A 12,470-nucleotide genomic window follows, 5' to 3' on the forward strand; every position below is an offset into this window, starting at 1 on the left:
CATTTCACCGCGTGGTCGCGGCGGCACCTTCTCCGATGCGGCTTCGCTCGCGAAGACGTGATCGCGCGGGCAATCGAGGAGTACGGGAATACGTCCCCGGACATAGACTCGAATTGCTCGGTCAATTCTTTCGACCCTGCTCGATGCGGCTGCACTGATTCCGAAGCCGCCCCTCAGTTCAGAAGGAGATCGCTGTGAGCGGTGCAATCGACGATCGCCGTGCCCCTGACCGGCTGGAGCGGAACTGATGCGGGTCCTGTTCTCGACCATTCCGTTGTCGGGGCACTTCTTCCCGATGGTTCCGCTGGCCTGGGCGTGCCGGCTCGCCGGCCACGAAGTGCTCGTCACCACCGCGGAGAACTTCGTCCCGACGGTGGCGCGGTCGGGCCTGCCGGTCGTGGCGTGCGGTCCCGCGGCCGACGGGCTGGACGAGGCCTTCGTCTTGGCCAAGGGACACGAACTCGCGGAGCGGCGTTACGCGCACGGGAAAGGGTTCGCCCGCGTCGCCGCGCGAGCCCTGCCGGGTATGGCGGCGGTGATGGACTCGTGGCGGCCGGACGTGGTCGTGAGCGAGCGGGCGGAGCACGCCGGCCCGGTGACCGCCGCCGCACGCGGGATCCCGGTCGTGGAGTTGCACTGGGCCGTCGCCGAACTCGGCGAGTACCGCGCGTCGGCGGCGGCCGAACTGGGGGAGCTGCCGACCGCGTCGGCGGTGCTCAACCCGTGGCCGCCGAGCCTGCGCCTGCCCTACTCCGACGGCCATCGGAGCATGTGCAACGTCGACTACAACGGCGACGGGAGGGTGCCGATCTGGGCGTTGCGCCCGGCGGACCGGCCGAGGGTGTGCGTCACCTTCGGGACCGTGCTGCCCCAGTTGTACCTGGACGACGCCTATGAGCTGGTCGTGCCGGTACTGGAGACACTGGCCAGGATGAACATGGAGATCGTGGTCGCCGTGGACGAGAAGGTCGCGGCGGGCTGGCCTCCGTTGCCGAAGGCCGTCCGTCACGTGGGCAGGCTTCCCCTGTCCGAGGTCCTGCGGACGTGTGATCTGGTGGTCCACCACGGCGGCCAGGGCACGACGCTGACCGCGCTGGCGGCCAGCCTGCCCCAGCTCGTGCTGCCCACGTTCGACGACCAGTTCGACAACGCGGCGGCGGTGGTCCGGGCGGGTGCCGGGATCTGCCTGCCCCTGGCCGACTTCACCCCGGCCGCGATCGGTGAGCACGGCGGCGAACTGCTGGCGGTGCCCCGGTACACCGAGGCCGCCACCGAGGTCGCCGGGGAGATGTTCGGCCAGCTTCGCCCCGCGGACGTCGTCCCCTTGCTGGCCCGCCTCGCGTCCTGAGCGGGGAAGAGCCCTGGCCGTGGTGAACACCCGGCCAGGGCTCTCGCGCTCGGTCAGATGTAGAGCGTGTCCGGTTCGAGGCCGCACAGCACGCGGCCGTACAGCTCGTTGTTGGTGTTCGGGTTCATCAACGCGTGCAGGCTGATCGCCTGGATGTCCCGCGCGATCCGCTGGATGGGCACGTCGAGGTAGATGGAGGAACCGCCGCTCGCCGACTGGAAGATGTCGATGGATTCCTTGGCGAGCCGGACGATCGCGCCGACGTCGGCGCGCACCTGTGCGCGTTCTCCCAGCTTCCATGGCGTGTTTTCCGCCGACTTGGTGTCGACGAGGTTCGTCAGCCGCCACGCGTGGAATTCCGCGGCATCGAGCTTCAGTGCCGCTTCGGCGACCTGGTGGTGCGTGAGCGGGGCCTCTCGCTGGCTTTCGTAGCCCGTGTAGGTGATCTTCCGGTCGGGCAGCCGGCTCAGGAAACTGTCCTTCGCGCCCTTCGCGAGGCCGATCGCGGTGCCGACCGCGGACGCGGACGCCACCGGGAGCAGCGGCGCGCGGTAGATCGGGCTCCCCGCGTTCAGCTTCGACGCGCTCTGCCCTTCGAGAACCGCGGGCAGCGGCAGGATCCGGTCCTGCGGGACGAACAGGTCCTGCGCGACGGTGGTGACACTTCCGGTCGCCTTCAACCCCGCGGTGTGCCAGTCGTCGACGACCAGCAGGTCGGATATCGGGACCAGCGCCATGATCGGGTACGGTTCGCCGTCGTCGGGGACCAGGATCGCGATGATCTCCTGCCAGTGGCTGTGCAGCGCCCCGCTGATGAACCCCCACTTGCCGTTGACGACGACGCCGCCGTCGACCGGCTTGGCCATCCCACCCGGGCTCAGCGTGCCGCACACCCGGACGTCCGGTGTCGAGAACACCTCGTCCTGGACGTGGTCCGGGAACAGACAGGTCATCCAGGTGGGGATCCAGTAGACGGAGGCGACCCACGAGGTCGAACCGTCCGCGCCGCCGAGTTCGGTGGCCACGTCCGCCAGTGTCTTCGTGTCCACTTCGTAGCCGCCGTAACGGACCGGAGTACGCAGCTTGAAGACCCCCGCGCCGGCGAGGGCCTCGATGGACTCTTCCGGTATCCGGCGGGTTTCCTCGGCTTGGGCGGCGTTCGCGCGCAATACCGGCGCCACCTCGGCGGCCTGGCGAACCAGCTGCTCACGCGTCGGTATGTCGGTGGTCGGCATCATGTCCTCCTGACACGAGTAAGGAACGTCGACGACCATCCCACGGTCCGGTACCGGACCGCGTCCTCTCGAATGCCCAGCCGGTCAGGAAAGGTCCTTTGTGGACAACCGGGCCGGTGATGGCGTCCCACGGGTGGTCGTGCGGCGGCTTTCGCGACACCTGGGCGCCTAGCTGGTCAGTAACTCGTCGAGCGTGACCGGTTCGCCCGTGGTCATCGCCGCGAGCAGGGCGGCGAACCGCTCGGCGGGCATGGTGCGCACGCCCAGCGCGATCGCCTTGTCCACTTTGGACCCCGCGCCCGCGCCGACCACGACCAGATCCGTGCGGCCGGAGACCGAGCCGGACGCGGTGCCCCCGAGCCGTTCGACGGCTTCGTTGCCCTCGTCCCTGGTCAATCCGGGCACCGCGCCGGTGACCACGACCTTCATCGGGGTCCCGTCCGGTTTACGCAGTGGCGCCGGAGCGGGCTCCCCGCCGTCCGGTACTGGCCGGTCGTGGCCGGGCTCGGTCATGGTGACGCCGCGGTCGGCCAGCCTGTCGATCAACGGGGTCAGTTCGGCGAGATCGGCCGCGATGGTCACCGCGCGTTCGGGGCCGACGCCGTCGACCGCCCGCAGCTCGTCGATCGTCGCCGCCAGCAGCGCTCGCATGGTGCCGAAATGGGCGGCGAGCCGTCGCGACATCGCGCGGCCCGCCATCCGGATGCCGAGCGCGGTGAGCAACCGGGACAGCGGCCGTCCCTTCGACGCGGCGATGCTGGCCACCAGCTTGCCCGAGGAGAGTTCCGCGAACCGTTCGAGTGTCGCCAGTGTCCCGGCGTCGAGATCGTAGAGATCGGCGGGGTCGGTGACCATGCCTTCGCCGACGAGCTGGTCGAGGATCTTCTCGCCGAGCCCTTCGATGTCCATCGCGTTGCGCGTCGCGTAGTAGGCGAGCGCTTGGCGCGCGCCGCAGACCCGTCCTCCGGTGCAGCGCCACCGCTTCTGGCTCCGGTCGATCTCGCCTCCGCACCGGGGGCAGTGCGCCGGTGGCAGGAACGCGACCGAGCCCGGCGGCCGTTCGTCCAGTTTGGCCCCGACGACCTCCGGGATCACGTCACCCGCCCGCCGGACGAACACCGTGTCGCCGACCCGGACGTTGCGCCGCACGAGGTCGTCGAAATTGTGCAGGGTGGCCGAAGTGACCTTGACGCCGCCGAACAGCACCGGGGCGAGCGTGGCCACCGGGGTGATGACACCGGTACGGCCGACCTGGACATCGATCCCGAGCAGGGTGGTGGTGCGCGTGTCGGCGGGGAACTTGTAGGCGATCGCCCAGCGCGGGGCCTTGCTCGACGAACCGGCCAGCTCCCGGTCCGCCGGGGCGTCCGCCTTGATCACCGCGCCGTCCACCCCGAAGCCGAGCGTCGCCCTGGCTTCCCGGAGTGCCTCGACCGCCGCGAGCACCTCGTCGATGCCGTCGCAGATCGTCATGCCCGGTCCGGAGCTCGCCGTGGTCTTCACGCCGAGGGTTTCGAGCGCGGCGACCGCGGCCGAACGCGGCATCGCCGCGTCCAGGCCGTCTACGGCATAGGCGAAGAACGACAGCGGCGCGTGGTAGCCGCGTTTGTCGGCGCGCAGCGTTCCCGCGGCCGCGCTGCGCGGATGGGCGAACACGGGTTCGTCGTGCTCGACGCGCATCGCGTTGGCCACTTCGAAATCGGCGTCGGTCATGAAGACCTCGCCGCGGATCTCGATGGTCGCTTCGGTGCTCAGCCGTGCGGGGAGACCGGCGGCCCGGCGGGCCGTCCCGGTCACGTCCTCGCCGGTGCGCCCGTCACCCCTGGTCGCGATCCGGACCAGCTTGCCGCCGGCATACCACGCGGCGACGGCGAGGCCGTCGATCTTCGGCTCGACCGTGTACCCGGCGGACGGCCCGCCGAGCAGCTTTTCCAGCCGGGCGGCCCACTTCCGCAGCTGATCCTCGGCGAACACGTTGTCGAGACCGAGCATCGGGGAACTGTGCTCGATGTCGCCGCCCGCCGCCGCGCCACCGGCGACCGCGCCGGTCGGCGATCCCGCCGCCCGCCAGTGCGGGTGAGCGGCTTCGGTCGCGGCGATCCGGGCCAGGACGGCGTCATACGTCGCGTCGTCGACGAGGATTTCGCCGCTGTCGTAGTACGCGGACGCCGCGGCCTTGGCCTGTTCGATCGCTTCGGCGTAGCGCTGCCGGGTGGCGAAGGGCAGCGCCTGTCCCGGATCGACGACCGCTTCGGCTGCGTTGTCCACCATCGGACCGTACCTCCACGGGTGCGGCTGGCACCGTCTCCGAGCTTGCTCTGTTCACGCCCGCGTGAGGGTCAGGAAACCCTTGTGGTGGCCGCGATCGGGGCGGGTCCGCCACAAGCGAACCGGAAGATCCCGTCGATCGAGACGAGCAGGCCGGTCGGTTTGAAGGTGACGTCGCCGGCCGACGGCAAGGTGACCCGTGCCGTCCCGCCGTCCAGCCGCAGCGGTGTCCCCTCTGCTGTCGCCGGATTCGACAGCCCCTCGGCGTGGATCGTTCCCGCGGCCGGGCCGCCGAGGGCGATCGCCAGCCGCGCGGTGTAGCGCCCCGCCGGTTCGGCCAAGGGATGGTTCGAGGTTTCCACCGTGTTCGCCTGGATCGTCACGGTTTCGCCCGCCGTCGCCGCGGCGGGGGCGGTGACCGTGACGTGCAGTCCCTTCTGGCCGCCCGGTCCCAGCGGTGAGCCGCAACCCCAGGTGACCGTGACCGTGCCCGCCTGCGCGGTCGCCGGGGCGACCAGGGTCAGGCCCCCCGCGACCGCGACGGCGGCGGCGATGCCCATGGCTCTTCGCGCTGTACGCATGTGATTCTCCTGGAATGGGTTGATGGGGGGGGGCAGGACGCTCCGCCTCAATGACCGTCGTACGGCGCGAGAGTGACGGGAACGCCGTTGAAGACCGCGTTCCCGGATAAAGCGTCCACTTTGGACTCGTCGGTCAACGTGTTCGCGTTGACCCCCGGATGGTCCGCCGCGACCCGCTGGGCACTGCCCTGATGACCCCATCCGTGCGGGAGGCTCACCACCCCGGGCATGATCCGGTCGGTCGGCTCGACCGGGACGACGAGCTCGCCCGTCGCGGAGCGGACGATCGCCGTGTCGCCGAGCCCGAGCCGGGCCACGTCGGCCGGGTTGACGTGCAGCGTGCACCGGTTGCTCCCGCCGACCAGTGGCGCGGTGTTGTGCAACCAGCTGTTGTTGGACCGGAGCTGGCGCCGTCCGATCAGCAGGAATTCGCCGGGAGGCCCGGCCAGGGCGTGACGCAGCCGGTCGACGTCGGCGACCAGTTCCGGCGGGGCCAGCTCGACCAGTCCGGACGGCGTGGTGATCAGTTCCTTCAGCCGGGGCTCCAGCGGGCCGAGGTCGATGCCGTGCGGATGGGCGCGCAACTCGGCTAGGGAGAGGTCGTAGGGCCCGAGCTTGAGCATCGCGTCGAGCATCCGCTCCGGACCGCTGTCACCGGTCAGCCCTTCGTACAGGGCGGCCACGTCGACGTCCGCGAACGGGGAGCCAGGGGCCGAGGTGACGCCTTGGAGCAGCCCCTCGATGATCATGGCGTCCGCCGCGGCCGGGTCGGCCTCCGCGCCGTGGCCACCGGCGATGAGCAGCAGGCGGGCCAGGATCTCGGCCTCGGACCGCTGATCGCCGTCCAGCGGCGTGATCTGCGGCGAGAACCGGGTGTAGTTGCGGACCGCGACGATGAGCAGCAGGAAATCGTAATGCGGGGTCTGCGTCATACGTGGTGGCGGCAGGATCACGTCCGCGTGCTTCGTCGTCTCGTTCAGGTACGGGTCCACGCACACCATGAAGTCGAGCCCGGGCAGCGCGCGATCCAGCCTCGGCCCGTTCGGTGCCGAAAGCACGAGGTTGCCCGCGATCGAGATGAGCGCCCGCACCTGGCCTTCACCCTCGGTCTCGATCTCGTCGGCGAGGGTCGCGACCGGCAGTTCGCCGAGCGTCTCGGGAAGGCCGCGGACCCTGCTGTGCCACCGGCCGGTACCGAACGGCTGACCGGTGCGGAAGATCTCCAGTGCCGCCGTCCTGGTGAACATCACCCCGCCCGGACGGTCGAAATTGCCGGTCAGGATGTTCACCGTGTCCACGAGCCACTGCGTGATGGTTCCGAACTCGGCCGTCGACGTGCCGATCCGGGTGTACACCGCCGCCGTCGGCGCGGCGGCCAATTCCCTCGCCAGCTTGACGATCTCGCCGGCGGGAACCCCGCTCACCACCTCGACGGCCTCCGGCGTGAACTCTTCGGCGAGCTCCCGGAGTTCCGGGAGCCCCCGCACGTCGAGATCGACCGAGGTGAGATTTTCGGCGAACAGGGTGTGGATGATGCCGAACAGCAGCCCGGCGTCCGTGCCGGGCCGGATGGGCAGATGCCGGTCGGCGAATTCGGCGGTGCGGGTGCGGCGCGGGTCGACGGCGACCACCGTGCCGCCGCGCCGCCGCAACGCCTTCAGCCTGCGCGGGAAATCCGGGGCCGCGCAGAGCGACCCGTGCGACTCGAGCGGATTCGCCCCGATGATCAGCAGATAATCGGTCCGGTCGAGGTCGGGGACCGCGATGGCGTACGGATCACCGAACATGAACCCGGTCGAGACGTGCTTGGGTTGCTGGTCGATGGTGCTCGCCGAATAGACGTTCCGGGTGTTCAGCACCTGCGCCAGCGGTTGCCGGTACATGAAACCGGCCATCGTGTGATAGGTCGGATTGCCGAAGTAGACACCGACCGCGTCGCGGCCGTGCGTCTCCATCACCTTCGTCAATCCCGTTTCGACCCGCCGGAACGCCTCGTCCCAGGTCGCCTCCCGCCACCGGTCGCCCTCACGGATCATCGGCACCCGCAGGCGATCGGGATCCCCCTCGATCTTGCCGAGGCTCGCTCCCTTCGGGCAGATGTATCCCTTGGAGAACGGATCGTCCTGATCGCCGGTCACCGAGAGGACGCGGCCCTCGTCGAGTACCAGTCGCAGGCCGCAGACGGCGTCACAGATCGGGCAGGTCCGGTGCGCGGTGGTGGTCGGCATCGCTCACGCGGCCCGGCGGTCTTCGATCACCGGCGTGACGTCCGCGGCCGGTGCCCAGTTCGCGTGGACGCCGCTTTCGGCCGACGGGCCGAACAGCGACTTCGCCAGCACCCGGAGGACCATGCCGGGACGCATCAGCGCCTCGGGGCGGTCGACGAGACCCGCGGCCCGCATGTAGGCGGCGGTGACCTTGCCGTCGCGGGTCGCGGCGACCTGCACACGCTTCAGGTACTTCTGCGCCATCCGGACCTGGAACGTGCGGTTTCCCTTCACCCCGGGGAAAGTGAGGTCCACCGTGTTCGTCATCTCCCACGGCGGGTCGATGACGTCGTGGGCCAGATCGCGGAAGTAGTCGGTCGGCTCGGGCGCCGCACCGCTGTGCAGATGCTGGCGCATGGTCATCGCGGACATCGCCGCGACGCTCATGCCCTGCGCGTACACCGGGTTGAAACAGGTGATCGCGTCACCGGTGACCAGCAGGCCGGCGGGGAACCGGGTCAGCTTCTCGTACTGGCGGCGCACCGTCGTCGGGAAGCGGAACGCCGTCGGCTCGTCGACCGGGTCGGCGTACCGGATGGCGTCGTAGACGTCCCTGGAGGGCAGTGTCTTCAGCCATTCGTAAAGGCCGGCCTGGTCGGTGGGCGGGTGGTCGCCGAGCAGACCGTACGTGGTCAGCTCGAGTTCGCCGTTGTCCGTGCGGATGAAGACCGCGCCGCGCGGCCTGCCGGGGTAGGCGACGGGGTTGATCGCCACGTCCTCGCCGAACGGGTCGGCCCCTTCGCGCAGGCGGAAATGCTGCGTGACATAGACGAGGTCGATCTTCTTCCGTTCCTCCGGCACGGCTCCGTAGCCGAGTTCCTCCAGCCAGACGGGGGTCCGCGACCCTCGGCCGGTGGCGTCGACGACCAGGTCGGCCCCGATCACCTTCTCGGTCTTCGTACCGCGCCGCTGCACCCGGACCCCGGTCACCGTGCCGCGATCGGCCGTGGTGACCAGACCGAGGATGTCGTGCTGCTCGGTGAAGACCACGTTCGGGATCTTTTCGACGCGTTCGCGGATGTGGAACTCGAGCACCGGCCGCCGCGCGCCCAGCGTGACGAGACCGGCGCGTTGCTGCTTCAGCCGCCTGCCGCCGAAGAACCAGCGGCAGCTGCCGGAAAGGTCGCCGCCGGGCACCCCGTAGTCCAGGATCTGCTTGGTGAGCCCGGGAAACAGCTCTTCCATGATCTGCTGGCCCCTGGCGAGCAGGCCGTTGATGTGCCGCCCCTGGGGCGCGTGACGGCGAGGGCCCTTCGTCCCGACGAGGGTGTCGCGATCCACGATGCGCACCTCGTCGTAGGCGTCCGCGAGGACCCTGGCCGCGAACAATCCGGCAATGCTGCCGCCGAGTACCACCGCGCGGGTTGGCGCATCCTGGCCCATCGCGGTCACCTCCTTCACTTTCAAAGGGACAAAGGGTGGCCGTCAGGCCTGGACGGAGCTCATCGGGATGGAGGTGGTCAGGCCGCCGTCGACGGCGAGCTCCTGGCCCGTGATGTACGAAGCCTTGGAAGAGAGCAGGAAGAGCGCGGCGCTCGCGACGTCCTCGGGAAGGCCGAGCCTGCCGAGGGAAACCTGGACCCGGCACGCTTCGCGGGCCTCTTCGGTGGGCGAAATACCGTCGAACATGTCGGTCCGGATATAGCCGGGGCTGATCGCGTTGACCCGGATCCCGGCGTCACCGAGATCGGACGCGAGCGAGCGGGCCAGGTTGATGACGGCGGCCTTGGTCGCCGCGTACACCGCGGCGAAACCCAGCCCGCGATGCGCGAGCCACGATCCGTTGATGACCACGGATCCGCCGTTTTCCAGCAGCGGCACCGCTTTCTGGATGGTGAAGAAGACACCCTTCAGGTTGGCGCCGACGAGCTTGTCGAAGGCGTCCTCGCCGACGTACGCGCTCGGCGCGAAATCGGCCGTGCCCGCGTTGGCGAACACGCCGTCCAGACGGCCGAACCGGTCGCGGATCGCGGTGACGAGCGCGTCGAGGTCCTCGGTGCTCGCGACGTCGGTCGGCACGGTGAGGACCCGGTCGCCCGCGTTGAGCTCCTTCGCCGCCGTGGTGAGCCGCTCGCGGTCCCGGCCGGCGAGTACGACGTTCGCGCCCTCGGCCAGCAATTGTCCTGCGGTGGCAAGGCCCATTCCGCTGCCGCCACCGGTGATGAGTACGGTCTTGCCGTCGAATTCAGCCATGCAGCCATGGTCACACGCGTGCGCCTGGGCGGTCCTCTCCACGTTTGCGCATCGAGAAGTGCTTGTGTGCCACGACATCAGGCGGCCGCCGGCCGTTCGTGGCCGGATTCGGGATCTTCGGCGCGCGCGCCCTGCCACCGTTCGTGATCGATCCGCCGAAGGTGTTCTTCTTCGCTGTGTTCCAACCCGTTCATGGCGAAGCGCAGCAGCGGGGGCGCCATCAGCGAGGTCACGATGGCCACCAGGACGATGATCGTGTACGTGGCCGTGTTCAGCACGCCCAGCCGTAATCCGGTCAACGCGATGATCACCTCGACGACGCCTCGTGCGTTCATCCCCGCGCCGAGCGCGAACCCTTCCCGCCTGCTGAGCTTGCCGAGCCGGGCGCCGAGGTAGGCCCCGCCGAACTTGCCGACGATCGCCACGACGAGCACGGCCGCCGCGGTGATCGCCACGGAAGGCTCGCCGAGCGCGGTCAGATCCATCCGTAACCCCGCCGAGGCGAGGAAGATCGGCGCGAGGACGGAGAGCACGATGGTCCGCAGTGGCGCCAGTTTGACCTGTGCCTCCGGCGAGCCGGCGACCAGCAGGCCGGCGACGAAGGCCCCGAAGATCGCCTCCATGCCGAGCGCGTGGGTGATCACCGCGCCCGTCAGCACGACGATCACCGCGGTGGCGACCGCGGGCCCCGGCGCGGCGGATCGCGCGGCGACGTTCATGATCTTGCGGACCAGCGGACGACCGATCGTCGCGGCGAACACGACGAAACCGATCAGATAGAGCACGGAGAGGGTGATACCGCCCGCGCTGATCCCGATGGTCGCGGCGGCCGCGACGACGGACAGGAGCAGCCAGCCGACCGCGTCGTCGATCATCCCCGCGGCCAGGGTGAGCTGGCCGATGTCGCGGTGCAGCAACCGCATGTCGCTCAGGGTCTTGGCGATGACCGGGATGGCGGTGACGCACATGGCGACACCGAGGAACAGTGCGAAGACCAGCGGGCTCGCCTTCTCGCCCGCGGTCACCGAACCCGGCAGCAGCAGGCCGAGTGCGATGCCGAGGCCGAGCGGAACGATCAGGCCGCACAGGCTCACCAAAGCCGCGGCCTTGCCCTGACGGCGCAGGACCCGGGGATCGAGATAGGTGCCGGTGACCCCGACGAGCAGCAGCACGCCGAGCTGGCCGACGGCGTCGAGCAGGTGCATCTGCGCCGGTTCGGACGGCAGCAGCCAGGCCGTGAAGCCCGGCGCGAGATGTCCGAGCAGCGACGGCCCGAGCAGGACACCGGTGAGCAGTTCGCCGGTGATCGACGGCAGCCCGAATCTTTCGGCCAGCCTGCCGAGCAACCGGGCCAGCACCAGCAGTACGACCAGCGCCAGCAGAAAGATCAGCAGCGGATGCGCGGCCAAGGGGGCGACTGGGGCAGCAAGGCTCACGACCGACCTCCAAAGAGTTTGCCGATCAGTTTTCAGTCCGTGCCCCCGCCCGTGCCTCCTCCGCTTTGCGGGGATACGGGGACGGCCGAGCGCAATCGACAGGACGCCCCGCGGCCGCGACCGGCCGACGATGTCCCTGTATCCGGGTGCCGAGTTCCAGGAGGACCGATGGGCAGCGCGGGTTTCGCCGAAACCAAGCATTTACTGGTCGATCAGGCCACGGGCGACTATCTCGCCGCCGCCACCACGGCACCCGATCCCGTGGTGCGGTCCCTGATCGACCGCACCGCGTCACTCGGCGAGGCGGCGGGCATGATGGCGACCGCCGCGCAGGCGACCCTCCTGACGATGCTGGCGAGGCTGGTGTCCGCGAAGACGGTCATCGACATCGGCACGTTCACCGGGTTGTCGGCCCTCGCGCTCGCCCGCGGGCTCGCCGACGGCGGGCGGGTCATCACCTGTGACGTCACCGACGACTCGCTGGCGCTCGCGCGGGAGCATTGGGAACGTGCGGGGGTGGCCGATCGCATCGAGTTCCGGCTCGGCGCCGCCGGGCGGACGCTGACCGGACTGGCCGAGGGGACGAGTGCCGATCTCGTCTTCATCGACGCGGACAAGATGAACTATCCGAAGTACTATCGGCTCGCCGCGCCCTTGGTGCGTTCCGGCGGTCTGCTGATCGCGGACAACGTGCTGCTCGACGGCCACGTCGTCGACCCGGCGCTCGCCGGGCCGGGGCTGCCGCGGCTGTGCGCCGAAACCCTGCGGTCGTTCAACGCCGACCTCGCCGCCGACGACCGGTTCGACGTCGTCATGCTTCCTTTCGCGGACGGGTTGACCATCGCGCGGAAGAAGTAATTTCGATCATCGCGGCCGAGGCGCCTTTCCGGTAGCGGGAAGGCGCCTTTTCTTTTTCCGGCGGAAATCAAGGTTTTTCACATATTTTCGGCGTGAAGAACGCATGGGCCGAAATGTCCGTCCCGCCCTTGTGCCGGTCGGGTGATGACGGGACGCTGCTCGATGACTTTGGTGTTGCCAAAGGAAAACCGATGGGCCGCACGTTCGGAAAACGCGCGCTTTCCGGCGGGAATTCACCGCGCGGGAACGGCAATTCGTGAGATGCCGCGCCCGGTTTCGCCGTG

General features: G+C 69.5%; 10 protein-coding genes. 3 read left to right on the forward strand and 7 right to left on the reverse strand.

Annotated elements, in window-relative coordinates:
* The first annotated feature begins 247 nt into the window (after positions 1-247).
* Complete coding sequence (locus tag ACXIZN_RS38765; protein WP_457959751.1) at positions 248-1,348, forward strand: nucleotide disphospho-sugar-binding domain-containing protein; 1,101 nt, start codon at positions 248-250, stop codon at positions 1,346-1,348.
* 53 nt (positions 1,349-1,401) lie between these two features.
* Here ACXIZN_RS38765 and ACXIZN_RS38770 read toward each other — a convergent pair whose 3' ends face one another.
* The 7 genes from ACXIZN_RS38770 to ACXIZN_RS38800 form a co-directional block, all read right to left on the reverse strand.
* The gene (locus tag ACXIZN_RS38770) at positions 1,402-2,583 is read right to left on the reverse strand and encodes an acyl-CoA dehydrogenase family protein (RefSeq protein WP_457959752.1); all 1,182 of its coding nucleotides are present in this window, start codon (positions 2,581-2,583) and stop codon (positions 1,402-1,404) included.
* A gap of 168 nt (positions 2,584-2,751) precedes the next feature.
* Positions 2,752-4,854 carry an NAD-dependent DNA ligase LigA gene (gene ligA, locus ACXIZN_RS38775; RefSeq protein WP_457959753.1) on the reverse strand — a complete coding sequence of 701 codons (2,103 nt, stop codon included), beginning with the start codon at positions 4,852-4,854 and terminating at the stop codon, positions 2,752-2,754.
* Between the two features lie 68 nt (positions 4,855-4,922).
* A complete protein-coding gene (locus tag ACXIZN_RS38780; protein ID WP_457959754.1) occupies positions 4,923-5,432 on the reverse strand; it encodes a hypothetical protein in 510 nt (169 codons plus the stop codon).
* A 47-nt stretch (positions 5,433-5,479) separates the two neighbouring features.
* On the reverse strand, positions 5,480-7,660 hold the full coding sequence (locus ACXIZN_RS38785) for a molybdopterin-dependent oxidoreductase (protein ID WP_457959755.1): 2,181 nt from the start codon (positions 7,658-7,660) through the stop codon (positions 5,480-5,482).
* 3 nt (positions 7,661-7,663) lie between these two features.
* On the reverse strand, positions 7,664-9,082 hold the full coding sequence (locus ACXIZN_RS38790) for an FAD-binding monooxygenase (protein ID WP_457959756.1): 1,419 nt from the start codon (positions 9,080-9,082) through the stop codon (positions 7,664-7,666).
* A 42-nt stretch (positions 9,083-9,124) separates the two neighbouring features.
* The gene (locus ACXIZN_RS38795; RefSeq protein WP_457959757.1) at positions 9,125-9,892 is read right to left on the reverse strand and encodes an SDR family NAD(P)-dependent oxidoreductase; all 768 of its coding nucleotides are present in this window, start codon (positions 9,890-9,892) and stop codon (positions 9,125-9,127) included.
* A gap of 77 nt (positions 9,893-9,969) precedes the next feature.
* Positions 9,970-11,328: a cation:proton antiporter gene (locus ACXIZN_RS38800; RefSeq protein WP_457959758.1), complete on the reverse strand. Its 1,359-nt coding sequence runs from the start codon at positions 11,326-11,328 to the stop codon at positions 9,970-9,972.
* Positions 11,329-11,496: 168 nt separating this feature from the next.
* On the opposite strand from ACXIZN_RS38800, the gene ACXIZN_RS38805 reads away from it, so the two are divergent.
* Together ACXIZN_RS38805 and ACXIZN_RS38810 are read left to right on the forward strand one after the other, a co-directional pair.
* Positions 11,497-12,186, forward strand: a complete 690-nt coding sequence (locus ACXIZN_RS38805) for an O-methyltransferase (protein ID WP_457959759.1) — start codon at positions 11,497-11,499, stop codon at positions 12,184-12,186.
* A 92-nt stretch (positions 12,187-12,278) separates the two neighbouring features.
* A complete protein-coding gene (locus ACXIZN_RS38810; RefSeq protein ID WP_457959760.1) occupies positions 12,279-12,446 on the forward strand; it encodes a hypothetical protein in 168 nt (55 codons plus the stop codon).
* Positions 12,447-12,470: the final 24 nt, after the last annotated feature.

Source organism: Amycolatopsis sp. TRM77291 (assembly GCF_054166285.1).